This window comes from Zhouia amylolytica (assembly GCF_900116365.1).
Lineage (GTDB): Bacteria > Bacteroidota > Bacteroidia > Flavobacteriales > Flavobacteriaceae > Zhouia > Zhouia amylolytica.
Window position 1 is genome coordinate 246,872 of sequence record NZ_FPAG01000002.1, and the last position, 17,327, is coordinate 264,198.

The window sequence follows — 17,327 nt, forward strand, 5'->3', positions numbered from 1 at the left end:
AACTTTGTTCAAAAGGTTGACTTAAATAGTCAACCTTTTTAATTTAAAAAGATTCCCAGCAAAATACCCAGAGCCACTCCACCAAATCCAATCCCGAGTTTTTGCCATGTTTGACTTCTTTTGTTTTTTTTCAACATTTTTTTCGTCTTGGTCAAATGTTTATCTGTTTTTACCAATGAGGTATTAAGGGTGTCTAAATGCGCGGCTGTAACCTGTAGTGAAGTATCTGTTCTTTTTATATATTCCTTGTTAATCAGGGCAAGCTTATTATAACTTTCCAATAGCTTATTATATTCGGAGTCGTTTTCTCTAATTACATTTTCATATCTCAATAGAATGGTGTTTAATTTTAGGTCTAAACTATCCCCCAATACTGAACGTATTTCCTCGTAATGTTTTAGTCTTATGTTGTTTACCAGGTGTAGGCTGTCAATTTGGTTTATTATGATGGTGCCTTTGGTGGCTAAAATGGGTTGGTTATAAGATTTCGCATAATCACTTTTTATGATAAGTGTGTCGCTATTAGATTGTGCCATACTTACGTAAAAGCTCAACATTATGAGGATTGATAAATAGTAATTTATTCTCATCACTTGAATTTTATGTTTTCTTCTCTTAGGCTCTTTAGTTTTTCTAATACTAAGGTTTGCTCCTTTTTGATCTCCTGTAGCTCACTCCAATTTTGAGCTTTTTTGCGCTTGTATAGAAGCACAAGTGAATCTTTTTCGGCAAGAAGAATTTCATTTTTAAGTTTGAAGGTATTGAGTTCTTGTTGTAAAGAGTGAATTTCTTTTTGAGCAACTGAATTTTGTCGAATAGCCTTCTCAAGGGCTATTCGGGATTGGTTTAGCTCATCTTGTATTTGTCTATAACTACTATCGTTACTAAATACTTTTATGAGTAAAATCCCAGTAATAATTATTAGTGCGATAAGAAGGGCCGTATTTTTTTTGAGCATAAAAGTTTGGGGTGTAGGTTTAACTTATCGATAAAAGTAAGAATATTTTTAAGATAACTGGAGTCATATAAATTAAATCATAAAGTCTATTCTACAACGATTCTGGGTAGATTTCCAGGTAAACGGGTTAAAAGTTCATAATTAACCTGTTCACTATAATCACTAAATGAGCCCACTGAAATTTCAAAATTCCCTTGTTTTCCGATTATAACTACCTGGTCGCCAACTTTAACTTCATTTAAGTCAGTTACATCTACAGACATCATGTTCATGTTTACAATACCGACTACATTTACGAGATGACCGTTAATGATAACTCGACCTCTGTTACTTAAAGACCTGCTAAATCCATGCCCATAGCCCACAGGTACAATAGCAATCTTCATATTGTTATTGGCAAAATAGGAGGTGCCATATCCTATAAATTCACCCATCTTGATTTTCTTAACATCCATGACTTCACTTTTCCAAGAAATGATCCGTTTTAAAGGATTGTTTTTGGATTTGGATTTAGATAAATAGTCGATAAGGACTTCCTTTGTTGGAAAGAAACCATATTGAAGAATACCTATGCGTACCATGTCCATTTGTGTTTTAGGGTATCTGATTGCCGCTGCCGAACAAGCAGCATGAAATTTTAAATCTGAAAACTCAGGAAGATTCATCTCTTTTTTAATATTCTTAAAAAGCTTTATTTGTTTTTGTACACGGTAAAAATTGGAGATACTTTCGGCTCCGGCAAAGTGTGTGCAGAACCCTTCAATATTCAGATAGTCCAGGTTCTGTGTAATATAAGACAGGAGTTTGTTCATGTTTTTTTTCAGGAATCCGGTTCTGTTCATTCCGGTTTCAATCTCGATATGTATTCGGGCTTTTTTGTTAAGTCTTTTGGCGGTTTTCAGTGTGTTTTCGATTCTTTCAAAGTTAAAGACGAAAAAGGAAATTTCATTAGAAATGGCCCATTCAAGCTGATCAGTATCCAGCATCCCCATAATCATTATGTCACTGTTTGTTTGTAGTACTTGTTTGACACGTTGAGCCTCATCTGCACTAAATACGGAGAAATGATTAACACCACAATCCTCAGCTATCGGTACGAACTGTTCAATTCCATGACCATAAGCATTTCCCTTTACCACTGAGGAAAGCAGCACATTGTCATGCAAGTGTTCCTTAATGAACTTTATATTGTGTTTAAGAGCTGATTTACTTATTTCTATATATGAGGTATGTAGCATATTATTTCTGTATTTCTAGCATAAGATTATAAAACGTATCGATGGCCTTAGGAGTTATTTCATCAGGAAAATCATAATCAGGGTTATGCAATGCCGGACAATTTATACCCGCACCAATTCCGAACATAGCTCCATTAAATCTTTGGGTAAATAAACCAAAATCCTCTCCCCATTTAAAAGGCAGTGAACGTTCGATAAAATCTTGATTAATAGTGTTCAATGTCCTTTTTAGATATGCGATTGCTTCTTTTTTATTTTCGTTTGCTCTGAAGTGTTGTAGACATTTAGTATTTATTTTTAGTTCGTATTTTTGTGCAATGTTTTTTGATAATTCTGTAATATCATCAGTCAGTTCATCGAGTAAATGTTCTTGCCATGTTCTTAAAGTGAAATGAATTTCAGCATCTCCCGGGGCGATGCCATAGGCTACTTCTCCCATTTTCATGTGTACTGGAGTAACCACTTTAAAACCTTTTTGATCCGGATGATTATGAGATAATTTCATTGCCTGACTGATAATTTCTGATACAGCCAAAGCTGGATTGATACCCTTTTCAGGTTCTCCGGCATGGGCCGTCTTACCCTTCAATTGGATCATGAGGCTTTTAACCGCGGCTGAGAATGCTCCTTCTTTGAGAACAACTTTATTGAGGGGATAACCGGGTAGATTGTGAAAGGCATAAACATAGTCTGGGTTTATTAGCTGGAATTTTGGATCATGTAAAACTTTTTCTGCTCCTAAACCAATTTCTTCCGCGGGTTGGAACAAAAGAATACAAGTACCTTTATCTATGGGGTTTATCTTAAATAGTCTTGCCAAGCCTAACATGACTGTTAAATGTCCATCATGTCCGCACTTATGAGATACACCAGACACTTTAGATCGATGTCTAAAATTATTACTTTCCTCAATAGGCAGAGCATCCATTTCACAGCGATAAAGGATTGTTTTACCGGGATTTTTACCACAAAATATTGCTGCTATCCCATTTCCTCCCAGTTTAGTGATGATTTTATCAGGGTGACATAGTTGGAGGAATTCTGTAATCCTTTTTGCAGTATGTGTCTCTTCTGCTGATAGTTCTGGATGCGCATGAAAGTAATGGCGTATGCTTTCCAAATCTTCCTTCAGATAAAATGTTTTACTCGACTTCATAAGGACTGGTAGATGTACATTCATTAAACATTTCCTTTGTTATTTTATTTCCATGTATTAAGTCACTATCCCAATCTTGAACGATCTTCCATCGATTGTTAATTTTTTTGAGTAATACATGAAACTGAGCATAACTGTAATGGATTTCACCCTGATCTTTTTGACTTGTTATTTTGTACAACCCTACTTCATAAGAAGTTGAGCTATTTGTTATACGTTCTGAAAAGCAAAAGTCAATGCTTCTTTTTGTCGTAGAGTTTTGGCTGTAAGAAGTTTCTATGGAATTCTTGTATTCACTTCCCTTGCGTATGCCCCATTTATTAATACGCAGAATGTCATCTGCATGTATACTGTTGAATAAGTTCCAGTCACGATCTGAAAAGGCTTTTTTAAATGGACTCCAAATTTGATCGTTTATTTCATTTTGAATCATAGCGGTGGGTATCTCTTGGGCCTTTGCCTTGAAATTATGGCCAAAAACAATTATTATAAGATACACCAAGTATTTTAAGGTCTCCATTTTCATAAGAAATCATTTTAGACCTTTAATTTAAGGAAAATGTGAAAAATCCGGTGATTATATTCCTTTATCACATATATAAAAAGGCCCGAAACGGGCCTTTTTAATTTCTAACTAAACTATCTGTAATCCACCAACTTTCAATATAATAACCAATTACATTTCAATGGTCTTGCTATAGATATTCTTTTTATGTTTAACTACGATATAGTAGCTTCCTTTTTCAACATTGGAGAAATCGAATCTCTTGCCCAGGTTTTTACTACCGCTAACGGTTGTTGTATAGAGCAGAATATAATCATTATTGTAGACCATTACCTTCGCCGGAGATTCATCAAGACTCAAGAGGTTAAAACTTACCAGTTTATGGTCTATCCTGAAATGAGGTTCATGAACTTTTGCTTCCGTTGTATCATCTTTAGAAGAATTTTTGTCTGATTTTTTTGTATTCTCGCTTATAGAAGTTCCCCAACCTATTTCATTTCCTGACGCTACAAAACTGAAGTATTCGTTAGCATTTGCATTAGCTGTCACCATTATTAGCACAACCATAACCAAAACGCTGTAATTTGAAAATGTATTCATAGTTTTTTGTGTTTTAGTGTTATACCTGATTTTATAACTCAAAGATAGGATAGGGGAGATTTTTTTACTACCACAGGATTTTCTATTTTATATGCTTTATTACCACAGATATATCTTCGTGATGTTAATTATGGTAAAAAAACATATAATTAGGTTAATTTTGAACATACTTGATTGCTATTATCATTGTAATTTTAAATTCAAATACCTTGTTGATGAATTATAAAAAACCAGAGTTCGAGATTATTCAGCCAGAATTTGGCACTTCTTATTCTTTCGTCAAATACACACAAAACAAAGAGAATAACACTACGTACTGGCACTATCATCCTGAGATTGAGTTGGTATATGTGGATGAAGGAGCAGGGAAGCGGCAAATAGGTAGTCATGTATCTTATTTTACTAGTGGAGATCTTCTTTTGATCGGTCCTAATTTACCTCATTGTGGGTTTACCGATCGTCTCACAGGAAATAAGCGTGAGTACGTGATACAGATGACTCCTGATTTTTTAGGTAAAGAAATATTAACCCGACCGGAAATGGCAAATATTGCAAGATTATTCGAACGATGTAAAAAAGGAATGGCCTTTCATGGAAGAACAAAAGAAAGAATAGGAGAAAAGATATCTCTGTTGGAGTTTAAACCTCCTTTTCAACGCCTTTTGGGGATTTTGGAGGTCTTGAATGAATTAAATTTATCAGAGGATTACCAGTTGTTAAATGCCTCCGGATTTTCCGTGGAAACGGAAATGCAGGATAATGAACGGATTAATTTAATATTTAATTATGTTAGATCGTATTATACGAGTTCTATTGCCCTTGAGGAGATCGCACATTTGGTAAGCATGACGATCCCTTCATTTTGTAGATACTTTAAAAAGATTTCAGGCAAGACTTTTACGAAATTTGTGAATGAGTACCGGGTGGTACATGCTTGTAAATTACTGGCTGAAAAGCCAATTCCGATTACAGAAGTCTGCCTTGAAAGCGGATTTAATAATTTCTCCCATTTTAATAAAACCTTTAAACAATACACCGGTAAGTCGCCATCAAATTACAGAAATCAGCTTAAGTTATTGCTAACTGACGAGGGATAATAAGATTAGCTTACAGGTTGATTAACCTTAAATTCGTCCACAATTTATACGGTGTTTTTGATCCTTATCATTAATTGATTAGTACCTAATATACAAACCTTAAGCCATATAAGTTATCAGGCTATGGATTCGGGTAACTTATTGTATGATGAAGAGTAAAATTAATGGGTTTCGGTAAATTTCTTAAAATTATTTAGGATTGCTTGCCATCCATCACGTTGCATAGCTATAGGATTAGAAGATTCGGCATCGAAGACGGTGGTCACTTTTGTTTTTTGATGTTCAGTTTCAAATCGTGTAGTGGCTTTTCTTCCATCTGTCATGGTGTAGGTTATTGTATCATTCTTTTTAATTTCATTATAAACCGCTTCAAAATCAAAACCAAAACTTCCGTCTTTGGCTTCCATGCGGGTATAATATTTGCCGCCAACTTGCAGGTTAACCTTAGCTTCCGGACAGTGCCAGCTATCCATTGCAAAATTCCATTGCGTAATGTATTCAGGATTAGTCCAAAAGTTCCACACTTTTTCTATATCCGTATTTATTGTAGTTGATACCTTAATTTTTGTTGCTTCCATTCTGAGGTTGTTTTTTGGGTTAAGGGTTCATGATCTATCATGGTTAGAATATGGTAAAGATAGTCAGAACGAATTTATATCAACCGTGTAAATGATGTCAGAAAAGAGGGGGTTTACGTCAAGCTCATAATATTTAACGACGAGCAGATTAGGAATAGCAATGCGATAGTTTTTCAGAAGCACGAATAATGAATAAAAAAATCGCGAGGGAGCTATAGGGATCACCTCGCGATTATAAAAATAGAAAAACTTGGTTGATTGCTTACTTACTTACTTACTTACTTACTTCCGGAACTTTAGGTTCCACACCTCTTATTTTCGTGTATTCCTTAATCATTTCCTGAAGTTTCTCAGGGTTTTCTTTGGCTAAGTTCTTTTGTTGCTCAAGATCTTCATTTAAATTATAAAGTTGAAATTCAGGCATAGAACCGATTTCAATGTTCACGCTTTTTGATATAAAATTTCCTTTGTAAGGAGGGATCATTACCCAATTATCTTTTCTTAAGAACGTTTTTGAGCCTGCTTCTAACATCAATTCATTTCTTCCTGTTTCGACCTCACCTAATAATGCATCTAACAGGTTTTGGCTATCACCATAGGTTTGATCATCTCCGTTTAAGGCAGCTAAAGATGATAGCAGGTCCATTTGACAAACAATAGCATCAGAGACACCTGGCGTTATCGTTCCTTTCCAATAGGTAATAAATGGAACCCGTGTGCCGGCTTCGAACATACTATACTTACCACCTCTTAGCGGTCCATTAGGATCATGATCACCTAACTTTTCAACGGCATCATCGTAATAACCATCATTTAGTACTGGACCATTATCACTGGAGAAAATTACCAATGTGTTTTCTAAAATTCCTTCTTCTTCAAGGGTTTTCATAAATTCACCAATACACCAATCCGCTTCTACAATTACATCACCTCTTGGTCCCATACCCGAACTTCCTACGAAACGTGGGTGCGGAGTTCTTGGTACATGGGGTTGTTGTAATGCATAATAAAGAAAGAAGGGCTTATTTTTATGTTCTTTTACATAAGCTTGTGCTTTCGCCAGAAAATGATCGGCCATATCTACATCACTCCATTTGGCAGCATCTCCACCTTTCATAAATCCAATTCTTGGAATACCATTAACGATACTGTTATTGTGTCCGTGTTCCCATTTCATGGTAAGCATTTCAGGATTATCTTTTCCAGTAGGTTCTCCTTCAAAATTCTTACTGTAACTAACTTCAATAGGATCTTTAGGGTCTAATCCATCTACTTTATCATTTTCAATATACACCGTCGGCACACGATCTTGAGTAGCCGCGAGAATGTAAGATTCGTCAAAACCTACTTCATTCGGTCCCGGTTTAATACTCTCGTTCCAATTCACATTGCCAGTTCCTAATCCTAAATGCCATTTGCCTACAATACCGGTATGATAACCATGTTCTTTAAACATTTTAGGTAAAGTAAATTGGGCGGTGTCTATAAGTAGTGGAGCTGTACCTGGTAAAATTCTAGCATTTTTATTTCTCCAAGGGTATACCCCGGTTAATAACCCGAAACGGCTTGGTGTACAGGTAGCAGAAGTTGCATATCCATTGGTGAATCTTACGCCTCCTGAAGCCAAAGCATCCATGTTAGGGGTCTCAATTTCGGTTGCTCCATAAGCGCCGACATCTCCATACCCTAAATCATCGAGATAGATTACAACAACATTAGGTGTTTTTTTTGTTTCAGTTGCAGCGGCAATATCTTTTTTCTTTTCTCCTGATTTACAAGCAATCGTTGTTAAGCAGGTTAGCGCTAATAAACCTATCCCTAGTCTTTTAATCGTAGTTAAGTTTAGCAGTTGGTGTTTTGTTTGCATTTTAGCTTTTATTTAAAGGTTTAAGGGTTATCCCGTATCAGCGGGTGCTAAATATAACAAAATGTTATGACGTATACAGCTGATACCAACCAGTTTGTGTTTCTTTCAAATATCAATTTAAAAGTCATATGATCTCTTAGAAATTTTCTGTTAAATTTAAACACTTAAATTACTTTATAAACACTTAATAAAAATTAATGAAACATATTATTTGCTTTGGAGATAGTATAACAAGAGGTGAGAACGATCGAGAAAGAGGAGGTTGGGCAGATCGATTGAAATCATTTTATATGGAACAATTCCTGTACGAAAAGGATAATGAAGTATGCGTGTTCAATATGGGAATTGGTGGTGAAACTACAGTGGGGTTGTCTAACAGATTTCGGCAAGAATTGGATGCTCGTCTTCTTGAAGAAGAGACGAATCTTGTAACCTTGGGTTATGGAGCTAATGATATTGCTTTGGTTGGCGATAAGCATCAGGTAAGTATCGAAGAATATACAGCTAATCTGGCTCAATGCATCGACTATGCTCATGCTAAAAATGCCAGGGTCTTTTTATTGAGTATCATTCCAGTTATAACTGACTTAAACACAGGAAAACCTCGTATGCTGAAAGATATTATTCTTTATAATAAATTACTTCAAAGGCTAGCTAAGGAAAAAAATGTAACCTATGTGGATCTCCACAGTTTGTTTGAAGCGGATACTGCATCGTACTTTACTTTCGACGGTGTACATCCAAATGCTGAGGGGCATTCATTGATTTATGAGCATTTAAAATCGATTTTAGTGTAATTGGAAGGACGAATAACCGGTGATTAATTGAATTCAGAATGAATATATTTAAAAATTGAGTTTACCAAAACCGGGTTATACAAATAAAGTTTTATTTTTATGTAATGATGCTCGACAATCAATTTATATTTTTTTTTAGTGCTCTGGGAGCTTTTAATAGTTTGTTATTAAGCATTTATTTTTTCGTTCTTGGGAAGCCCAGGCAGGTATCAAATTATTTTCTTGGGGGGCTATTATTCGTTTTAAGTATTCGCATCTGGAAATCAGTTTTCTTTTATTTCAATCCCGAACTATCTAAAGTTTACTTACAAATCGGATTATCCGCGTGTTTTTTGATTGGACCGTTTTTGTATTTATATGTTAAAGCAATGGTTTCTCCAATAAAATCAATAGGTTTCAAAGATTTACTATTGCTTGGTTTGTTAGCTATTTTTATAACTGTAATTGGAGTTTTATATCCGTATGCGTCATATCCTGAGTTATGGGGTGGATATTTTTATAAAGCTATTAATTATCAGTGGTTCCTATTCATTGTGGCATCCGTTTTTTTGTTTAGAAACCAATTTTCAATACTTATTAAAAAAGAATTAAGTTATCAGGAGGTTTGGGTAGTAAGTGTGATATCTGGAGTTTTTATAATCTGGGTTGCCTACTATACCTCGTATTATACTTCCTATATTATAGGAGCCATTTCTTTCTCATTTGTATTATACTTATCAATCTTACTTATTTATAACAAACGAAAAAAAAGCTTTAAACTGGAAGAAAAGAAAGAGAAATATGCCAATCAAAAAATTGATGAAGAAACGGCAAATAAGCTCATTAATGAGATTGATGCGGTTTTGAGAACGGAAGCTTTATATAGAAACCCTAATTTAACCTTAGTACAATTAGCAAAAAAGCTTCATATGCGTCCGCATATAATATCACAGGTGGTTAATGACCATTTAAAAACTAATTTCCCGTTATTTATTAATTCTTATCGTATCGATGAGGCCAAGCAGCGATTACAAACTTCACCTAATTTAAAGATGGAAATTATTGCTGAGGAATGTGGGTTTAATTCAACGAGTACATTTTATGCCGCTTTTAAAAAGCTGGAGCAAACCACCCCTGCTAAATATGCTAAATCACAGTTGATTAAGACTCCTGATGTATAATATAAGAGTCTTAACTTATACATCTTTAAGGGGTTAATTTTTGGTAGTCTGTATTATTGTGGAATCTTAAAAATCCATTAAAAGCAGACAATTATGCAACGTTATTTATTTTTATTCATTAGTATTTTATTAAACAATTTTTCGTTTTCACAGGTAACAGATGAGGGAATCATAAAGGCCTTGAACAATTATATTGAAGGCACCTCTTATAATGTACCCGGAAAAATTGAAAAGGCCTTTTATTCTGAAGCAGACCTGTTTCTGCAGAAAAAGGAGCAAGAGATATGGAAAGTGCCTTCGAAAGATTATATAAGCTGGTTTAGTAAAGGGCCGGAGGGAAGTTTTAACGGACGTGTCGGTCGTATTTTATTTGTAGAGCAGTCTAATGACATTGCCATCGCTAAAGCTGAAATTTTAATTCCAAATCGCAATGTTCGTTATATAGATCTATTTCTGCTTAAACGTGTTTCCGGCCAATGGAAGATTATCAGCAAATCAGCCACCGCTTCCAATACGCATCATACCTCAAAGAAGGTGTTGTTTATCGTTTCTAATGCACATTATTACGGCACTTCAGATCTGACCACAGGTAATAGTTTTTCTGAGATAGTAATAGCATATGATACCTTTATTAACGCGGGGTTTACTGTAGATTTTGTGAGTCCGGATGGAGGGAGTATACCATTAGCATATATCAACACTTCTCATGCCTTACATAAAAAGTACATTTATGATATGGATTTAATGTATGCTCTAAAGAATACTAAAACACCGGAAATGATAAATCCGGAATCGTACAGTGCCGTTCAGTATATAGGAGGAGGTAGTGCTATGTTTGGCGTACCGGAAGATAAAAATATCCAAAAGATGGTGATGACTATCTATGAAAAACATGGAGGAATTGTATCATCTGTTTGTCATGGAACTGCAGGGATTGTTTATTTAAAAACCAGTGATGGTCAGTATTTAGTAAAGGGAAAGGCCGTTAATGGATATCCGGAGGATTATGAACGTAAGGAAGCGGCTTATTTTAAACAGTTCCCCTTTTTAATTAGAGAAACTATTGAGCAGCATGGTGGAAATTTCAAATATTCTCCAAGGAACTCGGTGCATGTTGAAGTTGATGGACGTATAATTACCGGTCAAAATCACCTTTCTTCCAAAGCAGTATCTGAAAAAATTATTGAGATTCTTGCGAAGAAGGAAGCGGGCAGCGGAAGGTAGAATTTAAAGTCTAAATTTTTATTTATAAATTTTCTCACTCCTTTTTTTGTAGGAAAAGTACATATTATAATGGGAGGACCTCTGTCAGCATAATCTCAAGTTCTCCCTATTTCCATTTACATTTTATTCGCGTATCTTTAGGAGTGATATTCAACGTTATTGAAAACCCAAACGAAGAACGTAAATAATAGCATTGTTTTTAAGACGTCATTTTAGAAGTGAGCAGTTAATGGTAATAGTTTGATGTGTTATGATGATATCTGCAAAATGGGAGCTGGTGTTTTTTATTGGAATGTTGGTATGCCTGGTGTCTTGCTCAAATGATGACGATTCTAATGATTCTTCAAATGGAGGTGCCGATGACCCTATTGAAGACCCTGTACCTAATGAATCGCTTCCTGATCTTACTTTCCTTTCCCAGACAGATATTCCGGGAAACAGCCTTGATCTATGGGGATTTACCAAAAACGGCGAGGAGCATGTTGTCATTGCCGGTACTCGAAATACAGCGATTGTAAATATAGAAGATCCATCAGATCCTGAAGTGGTTTCTATAATTTCTTCAGCCGGATTCGACGTTAAGGTTTGGGAGAACTATTTATATATAGCTGAGGGTGGACATCTTGAAGGAGATCCTCCTAGTACAATCTATAATATTTCGAACCTCGAATCTCCTGTTTTAGTAGGAACATTTCCTGCGGTTCATAATATATTTATTGATGATTTCGGGTATTTATATGTATCCGGCTATCATCCGAATTCGTCCATAACTGGTTCCGAAGGACTTAATATGAGTATTTACGACCTCAATAATACCCCGGAAACTCCTGAACTTATATGGACAGCACCTGGTCAACCATCTGTTCCTGTTCATGACATGGCAGTAATAAATAATACGCTTTACGCTTTTGATATCGAATTGCATAAGGTGGACATCTATGATGTGACTGATCGGAAAGCTCCTGAACTATTGGGGACTTATCAATTTACAGATGAGAGTAATGTTCATAGTGGCTGGCCTTCTACATCCGAACAATACTTGTATGTCTGTCTGGAGGAAGCTGCCGGAGATGAAGATATTGTAATACTGGATATATCAGATCCTGCAGATATAAATATTTCCGGAACTATTCACGATACCGGGTTTACGGTTCATAATTTATACGTAATAGGAAACCTGGCTTACACTTCTTTTTACAGAGCAGGTTTGCGGGTGTATGATATTACCGACCCTACAGATCCTATTTTGTATTATGAATATGATACAAATAATGCTACTTCAACGACAGGCGCTTTTGGGGTTTATCCATTTTCCGAATCAGGTTATATAAGTGTGAGTGATGTGGAATTTGGCTTGTATGTTTTTAAGGCTGAATAATACCTGGATTGACATTGTGATAATATCAGATTATCCATGTCTTTTGTGAAGTTATGACGAAAATGTAAGAGGTAGCGGGTGGTTAAAGGGTGAATTAGGAATCGCCTAACCACTGAATAACATTGTTTTTATACATTTTCCTAATGGGAATGGTGTATTGTGCAATCGTAATTCTATTCCCTTCAATAGTTTTTAAGGTGAAAGAAATAACGGAGTATATAATAATTACAGTGGCTTTTCCAGAGTTATCCTTGTTTGTATATTGTTTAATGATTGTGTCAGGAAGAAAAAAAGGATGATGCAAATGACGTTACTCGATTTAAGTGTTTTCTAATTATATGTTTTCACATGATTATAAATTGCCAGGTTTTTTCATTTAATTGACTTTGAACTTGTCTTGAGGAAGTTTACTTTAGATGCCGAAAAACCAAATTATGCCATGAGAAAAACTTTACTGATACTTTTAGCTACCTTATTATATGGAGGAAATTTTTACGGACAAACCAAGGTAGATGATTTAGTTTCTATTGAATTTCCCGGAACTGTTCTTCGAAACGATACCACTCAGTATAAGCCCAAGGTACTTAAAGTTTATACAAAAAAGGGTGATGAGCTATATTTGCTGCAGCGCCTGGCGATATATCGGGAAGAGGACCTTAAACGATTGCCAGCTTCCGCAAAGCAACTTGATGATTTTTATAAAGAAATTTTGGCGGGGCTTATTAAGGGCATGGAACGAAATGGGTATTTGTTCAGAGATTCCACTCAAATAAAACAAGGAGGATTTAAGGCTTATTCGTTGACTTACGAAGACCTTAAATCAGGTAAGCAATGTGCCGAATCGAAGGTGATTTTGTTAAATAAAAGTATTTATAGTGCTACTTATGCAAGTAGAGAGCATTTCGATTTCTTTAATAAGGACAACTTTTTAAGTTCATTAACTGTTGATATGACCAAAAATCCTCAACAAATAGTTGAGGGAAGCTTACCTACAAGTGCGGTGGTAGGTGACTCAGTTAAAAACCCGTCTTCTGCATATAAAATGGGGTACAAGTTTGGAAGGATTCTCGGAAAAGCCTTCTTTTTTGTACTTATAATAGCCATTGTTCTGTTCATTGTGATTAAGGTATTCAGAACGAAAAAGATTTAATTGTATTCCAAATCAGCTCTGTTTCAGGAATGCGGGATATACAATCAAATGTAGTAGCTTACAGAAGCTATGGTTAAATGAGTAAAATTAGGTGGCTTGACAGTAACATAGCCACCTTGCTATTAATCAACACTATACTGCTAGTGCATGCACACATATTTGTGCGTCTTTGAATTGCGATTTTATTTGTTTTGCCTCTTCGAATGGAATGAGTCCGCTGAGTTTCTTTTTTGTTTTAACTCTGAAAAGAAAAAGAATTTTCCTTTCAACAGCAGTATATACATAACAAATAGCCATAATAATTAGATTTAATTGGTTTTTAATCAAATAGCCTAATTAGGTGGCATGGTCTATCGGGATACTCAAAAATATGAAGTTGTCCTTTTTATTGCTTACGGCAACCCGTAATTAGATAAGGTATTGGCCGACAAAATTGCTGATTTAATTACTTTTTATGGTTGGATAGACTGGTATTAGAATCTTGTTATTTCTTGAACCTTTTCAATTTCATCAGACTCTGTAGGTATCCATTGTACGGCATGTAAATTGTTTATACTATCAGTACCACCCTGTGAGATGGGTACAATATGTTCAATGTACCATCCGGTTCCATTCGGGGAATTTTTACCAAACATTTTCCATTCAATTACTGCTCCATAAGCATCTAAGCGAACGAAATTTGGGTTGGTTCCTTCTATTTTTTTAGCTTTTTGCCAAACGGCAATACGGGTTTCCAATGACCATGGATTTCCGTATGTATTGGTATTGTTTGGTTGCATAAAAACGGGATTTTTATTGAATTTAATTAGGTGAATAGACGAACAGAGAAACATGAGCTATGTAAGAAGTCTTTCATTCACCACACTTTTTAATGATTGATGAGACAAAAATCGTTTTAAAACTCATTTTTTACTTACGGAAAACCGTAGTCAGCAAATTTTTAAGATGAAAAGTATAAAGTTGGTTTTTAAATAAGTCCGAGGTCTTTTACAATAGCCACCAGATGGGTAGAGTTTTTAGCTTTAAAATATATTTTTAGCTTATTCAGGCGTTTTTCTATACTACTTAAGCTTGCTGGAAAAACACCTTCAGCTTTAAAGTTCTTGGCTATTTCATCTTGTAATAAGCCATTGGCTAGCTCATTGATTAATCGGATATCATAATCGTCTATTTCCATAACAGGGGTACCCTTGATTGCATAATCGAGGGATTGGGAAAGATAGTACTCGTTTTTGTAGACGGTTTCTATGGCCTTATTTATTTCTCTGGCACTTTCTCTCCCTTTGCATACATAACCGTGTATTCCGGGTTCATTGAAAAAGTTTTTTATTTTCAGCGGTCGATCTTCGATGGAGTACATGATGATTTTGGTTGGAGGATGTAATTTTAAAACTTCCCTGGCCAGTTCATCCCCTGAGCATATGTTGCAGTTCCTATGGTCTGGTTTAAATGACAGGTCAGTAATTAGTAAATCATAGGGGAGCGCTTCCAATAATGCCTTTTTAACCTTTAGTATGGCATCATCACAATATTTAACATGTGCTATTTCAAAATCAAAACTCTTTTTTAAATTGGTTACGATTCCTAAGTTAATACTATCTATATCTTCCGCTATGAGTACTTTCCTGAACATCTTTAAAGTTGTTTTCTTAGATGGGGATTTCTATGATTATTACTAATCCCTGAGTAGGTGAATTAGCAAAAGTAACGGTTCCATTAGCAGCTTCTATACGGTTTTCCACATTTTTTAATCCTCCAGCTCGAGACGTTATAGAGGGGTCTAATCCAATACCATTATCAGAATATTTAACAGTTAACAGGTTCGGATCTGATTCGAACATCAGGGCAACCAATGTTGCCTGGCTATGTTTTTTCATATTGACCATTAACTCTTGTACACATCGATATATAGCCACCTTTTTTGAGTGGTTTAGACGTCTCCAGGGGATAGTATCTATATTCCGTATGATGACATTTGCATGTTCAGAGTGGTAAGAGGCTAGCATGTCTTTAAGTCCCACAGCGAAATTAGTTCCGGTATCAATATCACCATATTCTTTAGAAATATCTCTTGTTTTATGGTATAGTTTATCCAGTTGATTTTCTAGTTGTTCTAAAACAGGTGAGACCTTCGGTTCATTCTGTAACGAGGTAAGGGTATGGAATACATCATTCGCAACTTCATCGTGTACGCGTTTCGAAATTAAACGCTCAGTTTCATAGGTTGCTAACTCTTTTTCTCGCTGATGTTTGTTTTTTATAAGATGATACCTCCAAATTACTGCCCCGATTACAATGATGAGTATAAGGCCTAAAGCAATATTTCTGGTTTTTACCTTGCTTATTTCCAAGGCGTTCAGTTGGGCATTTGATTTTAGTAGTGCATTTTCATTGCGGTTCCTTTCCGTGTCATAAATTATTTTAGCATAACTGATATTGGCCTGTTCTCTTGCTTTATGGAGACTATCGCTTAGGCGATGGTACTTCAGTGCATATTGACGAGGCGTTTCAGAGGTGGCTATGATCATTGAAAGCGCCAGAAGTTGGTCGTCTACATTTTGGTATGTTTTGGCCGTTTCATATGCTTTTTGCGCCATTTTAAATGCCATGCGGTTATTTTTATCCGCATAGTGTTCAGCTAAATGAATATAACTTGCATTAAGGTTTTCCGGTACGTTCTTCTGTTTTCTTAATTCCAATGCCTCCAGAAGGTATTTTTCAGCATCAATATGACCTAATTTACTTTTGGCAAAGGCCCAATTGTCAATAACTCGAGCGTTTAAGGTTATGTTCTTGGGATTACGTAATAGGGTATCGTAGACTATGGACGACAGGGTATTGAATGCTTTGGTAAAATGCTCTTGCTTCAAATATACCACGGCCATATTGTTCTTAATAGATATAACGCTCAAAGAGTCTTTAGCAATACTCAGAGCTCGATTATACCAATATAAGGCTTCCTTGTATTGTCCTTTATTCTTGGAAATAATCGCCAGATGATTTTTTAAATTTATGTAAAGTTTATTGGCGGTCTTTTTATTGAGATACTTTAAGCCGTCGATGGCGGTCTTTTCTGCCACCTGATAATTCGCCTTATCGTTTAATATTTTTACCAAATCCAATGACCTTTTGGCCACATTCAGGCTATCATTTAAATGCTTGTAAAGTTGCACTGCCTGATAATAATTGCCGATTGCACTATCTATTTGATTGTCTTTTTTAAAATAGAATCCCTTTAAATACTTTATATAGGCAATATTAGCAGTATCCTTTGCTCTGGTATAATCGTTTAATAATATATCAGAATAATGAAATGTACTGTCTAAGGGGCGTTTCCTACCTAAAAGAACGATACGCTGTCGAAGTAAGTTCTGATATATTTCAGGAACATTTTTGGATTTGGCAAGCTGTAATGCTGTATTGTTTTTAGACAAAGCCATATCGATCAACTTTTTCTCTTTTAATCGTTCAACGCTATCATACAGCGAATCGATTTGATTCAGAAAGGTATCATTTTCTGATGGGTGATCTTTTTGGTTATTGCATGAGACGGTTCCAAGTATAATGATAAGAATAAAGAAGTATATGGCTTTTGGTGTAGTCATTATGCAAAATTAAA

General features: G+C 35.4%; 18 protein-coding genes. 6 read left to right on the forward strand and 12 right to left on the reverse strand.

From position 1 onward, the window contains the following. Positions 1-38 precede the first annotated feature (38 nt). The 6 genes from BM361_RS03715 to BM361_RS03740 form a co-directional block, all read right to left on the reverse strand. Positions 39-590, reverse strand: coding sequence for a hypothetical protein (locus BM361_RS03715; protein ID WP_217643752.1), 552 nt, complete (start codon positions 588-590; stop codon positions 39-41). Then, positions 590-958: a hypothetical protein gene (locus BM361_RS03720; protein ID WP_038264609.1), complete on the reverse strand. Its 369-nt coding sequence runs from the start codon at positions 956-958 to the stop codon at positions 590-592. The genes BM361_RS03715 and BM361_RS03720 overlap by 1 nt, the downstream gene beginning before the upstream one ends. Before the next feature lie 86 nt (positions 959-1,044). Continuing rightward, positions 1,045-2,196: an alanine racemase gene (gene alr, locus BM361_RS03725; protein ID WP_074976990.1), complete on the reverse strand. Its 1,152-nt coding sequence runs from the start codon at positions 2,194-2,196 to the stop codon at positions 1,045-1,047. Position 2,197: 1 nt separating this feature from the next. Next, on the reverse strand, positions 2,198-3,352 hold the full coding sequence (locus BM361_RS03730; protein WP_074976993.1) for an amidohydrolase: 1,155 nt from the start codon (positions 3,350-3,352) through the stop codon (positions 2,198-2,200). Then, positions 3,339-3,878 carry a nuclear transport factor 2 family protein gene (locus BM361_RS03735; protein ID WP_074976994.1) on the reverse strand — a complete coding sequence of 180 codons (540 nt, stop codon included), beginning with the start codon at positions 3,876-3,878 and terminating at the stop codon, positions 3,339-3,341. The genes BM361_RS03730 and BM361_RS03735 overlap by 14 nt, the downstream gene beginning before the upstream one ends. A gap of 150 nt (positions 3,879-4,028) precedes the next feature. After that, positions 4,029-4,457, reverse strand: a complete 429-nt coding sequence (locus BM361_RS03740; RefSeq protein ID WP_139226596.1) for a hypothetical protein — start codon at positions 4,455-4,457, stop codon at positions 4,029-4,031. Positions 4,458-4,672: 215 nt separating this feature from the next. Here BM361_RS03740 and BM361_RS03745 point away from each other — a divergent pair, with 215 nt between their 5' ends. After that, entirely contained in the window at positions 4,673-5,554 is an 882-nt protein-coding gene (locus BM361_RS03745; RefSeq protein WP_038264599.1) for an AraC family transcriptional regulator, read from the forward strand. A gap of 161 nt (positions 5,555-5,715) precedes the next feature. On the opposite strand, the gene BM361_RS03750 is transcribed toward BM361_RS03745, so the two are convergent. After that, complete coding sequence (locus BM361_RS03750) at positions 5,716-6,132, reverse strand: SRPBCC family protein (protein ID WP_074976998.1); 417 nt, start codon at positions 6,130-6,132, stop codon at positions 5,716-5,718. 274 nt (positions 6,133-6,406) lie between these two features. Further along, positions 6,407-7,999 (reverse strand): sulfatase family protein, encoded by a 1,593-nt coding sequence (locus BM361_RS03755; protein WP_074977000.1) that lies wholly within the window; start codon positions 7,997-7,999, stop codon positions 6,407-6,409. Positions 8,000-8,196: 197 nt separating this feature from the next. Between BM361_RS03755 and BM361_RS03760 the strand changes: the two genes are divergently transcribed. From BM361_RS03760 to BM361_RS03780, 5 genes are all read left to right on the forward strand, one after another. Beyond that, positions 8,197-8,796 carry an SGNH/GDSL hydrolase family protein gene (locus BM361_RS03760; RefSeq protein ID WP_074977002.1) on the forward strand — a complete coding sequence of 200 codons (600 nt, stop codon included), beginning with the start codon at positions 8,197-8,199 and terminating at the stop codon, positions 8,794-8,796. 368 nt (positions 8,797-9,164) lie between these two features. Next, positions 9,165-9,956, forward strand: coding sequence for a helix-turn-helix domain-containing protein (locus tag BM361_RS03765; RefSeq protein ID WP_175496542.1), 792 nt, complete (start codon positions 9,165-9,167; stop codon positions 9,954-9,956). 93 nt (positions 9,957-10,049) lie between these two features. Next, positions 10,050-11,180, forward strand: coding sequence for a nuclear transport factor 2 family protein (locus tag BM361_RS03770; protein ID WP_074977006.1), 1,131 nt, complete (start codon positions 10,050-10,052; stop codon positions 11,178-11,180). A gap of 250 nt (positions 11,181-11,430) precedes the next feature. Continuing rightward, complete coding sequence (locus tag BM361_RS03775; protein WP_074977008.1) at positions 11,431-12,558, forward strand: LVIVD repeat-containing protein; 1,128 nt, start codon at positions 11,431-11,433, stop codon at positions 12,556-12,558. Between the two features lie 439 nt (positions 12,559-12,997). Continuing rightward, positions 12,998-13,708 carry a hypothetical protein gene (locus tag BM361_RS03780; RefSeq protein WP_139226597.1) on the forward strand — a complete coding sequence of 237 codons (711 nt, stop codon included), beginning with the start codon at positions 12,998-13,000 and terminating at the stop codon, positions 13,706-13,708. Between the two features lie 132 nt (positions 13,709-13,840). Here the strand turns inward: BM361_RS03780 and BM361_RS17030 are convergent, their stop codons facing one another. The 4 genes from BM361_RS17030 to BM361_RS03795 form a co-directional block, all read right to left on the reverse strand. Next, positions 13,841-14,005, reverse strand: coding sequence for a hypothetical protein (locus BM361_RS17030; RefSeq protein WP_161808352.1), 165 nt, complete (start codon positions 14,003-14,005; stop codon positions 13,841-13,843). A gap of 176 nt (positions 14,006-14,181) precedes the next feature. Further along, positions 14,182-14,487, reverse strand: a complete 306-nt coding sequence (locus BM361_RS03785; protein WP_074977012.1) for an HNH endonuclease — start codon at positions 14,485-14,487, stop codon at positions 14,182-14,184. 188 nt (positions 14,488-14,675) lie between these two features. Continuing rightward, on the reverse strand, positions 14,676-15,341 hold the full coding sequence (locus BM361_RS03790) for a response regulator (RefSeq protein WP_074977014.1): 666 nt from the start codon (positions 15,339-15,341) through the stop codon (positions 14,676-14,678). A gap of 16 nt (positions 15,342-15,357) precedes the next feature. Next, complete coding sequence (locus tag BM361_RS03795; protein ID WP_074977016.1) at positions 15,358-17,313, reverse strand: tetratricopeptide repeat-containing sensor histidine kinase; 1,956 nt, start codon at positions 17,311-17,313, stop codon at positions 15,358-15,360. Positions 17,314-17,327 lie beyond the last annotated feature (14 nt).

What these genes read in the sequence shown, in the direction of transcription:
- BM361_RS03780 (WP_139226597.1), top strand. Translation starts at nt 12,998, where the DNA reads ATGAGAAAAACTTTACTGATACTTTTAGCTACCTTATTATATGGAGGA.
- BM361_RS03785 (WP_074977012.1), bottom strand. Translation starts at nt 14,487, where the DNA reads ATGCAACCAAACAATACCAATACATACGGAAATCCATGGTCATTGGAA.
- BM361_RS03735 (WP_074976994.1), bottom strand. Translation starts at nt 3,878, where the DNA reads ATGAAAATGGAGACCTTAAAATACTTGGTGTATCTTATAATAATTGTT.
- BM361_RS03730 (WP_074976993.1), bottom strand. Translation starts at nt 3,352, where the DNA reads ATGAAGTCGAGTAAAACATTTTATCTGAAGGAAGATTTGGAAAGCATA.
- BM361_RS03740 (WP_139226596.1), bottom strand. Translation starts at nt 4,457, where the DNA reads ATGAATACATTTTCAAATTACAGCGTTTTGGTTATGGTTGTGCTAATA.
- BM361_RS03790 (WP_074977014.1), bottom strand. Translation starts at nt 15,341, where the DNA reads ATGTTCAGGAAAGTACTCATAGCGGAAGATATAGATAGTATTAACTTA.
- BM361_RS03765 (WP_175496542.1), top strand. Translation starts at nt 9,165, where the DNA reads ATGGTTTCTCCAATAAAATCAATAGGTTTCAAAGATTTACTATTGCTT.
- BM361_RS03720 (WP_038264609.1), bottom strand. Translation starts at nt 958, where the DNA reads ATGCTCAAAAAAAATACGGCCCTTCTTATCGCACTAATAATTATTACT.
- BM361_RS03770 (WP_074977006.1), top strand. Translation starts at nt 10,050, where the DNA reads ATGCAACGTTATTTATTTTTATTCATTAGTATTTTATTAAACAATTTT.
- BM361_RS03755 (WP_074977000.1), bottom strand. Translation starts at nt 7,999, where the DNA reads ATGCAAACAAAACACCAACTGCTAAACTTAACTACGATTAAAAGACTA.
- BM361_RS03795 (WP_074977016.1), bottom strand. Translation starts at nt 17,313, where the DNA reads ATGACTACACCAAAAGCCATATACTTCTTTATTCTTATCATTATACTT.
- BM361_RS03775 (WP_074977008.1), top strand. Translation starts at nt 11,431, where the DNA reads ATGATGATATCTGCAAAATGGGAGCTGGTGTTTTTTATTGGAATGTTG.
- BM361_RS03745 (WP_038264599.1), top strand. Translation starts at nt 4,673, where the DNA reads ATGAATTATAAAAAACCAGAGTTCGAGATTATTCAGCCAGAATTTGGC.
- BM361_RS17030 (WP_161808352.1), bottom strand. Translation starts at nt 14,005, where the DNA reads ATGGCTATTTGTTATGTATATACTGCTGTTGAAAGGAAAATTCTTTTT.
- BM361_RS03760 (WP_074977002.1), top strand. Translation starts at nt 8,197, where the DNA reads ATGAAACATATTATTTGCTTTGGAGATAGTATAACAAGAGGTGAGAAC.
- alr (WP_074976990.1), bottom strand. Translation starts at nt 2,196, where the DNA reads ATGCTACATACCTCATATATAGAAATAAGTAAATCAGCTCTTAAACAC.
- BM361_RS03715 (WP_217643752.1), bottom strand. Translation starts at nt 590, where the DNA reads ATGAGAATAAATTACTATTTATCAATCCTCATAATGTTGAGCTTTTAC.
- BM361_RS03750 (WP_074976998.1), bottom strand. Translation starts at nt 6,132, where the DNA reads ATGGAAGCAACAAAAATTAAGGTATCAACTACAATAAATACGGATATA.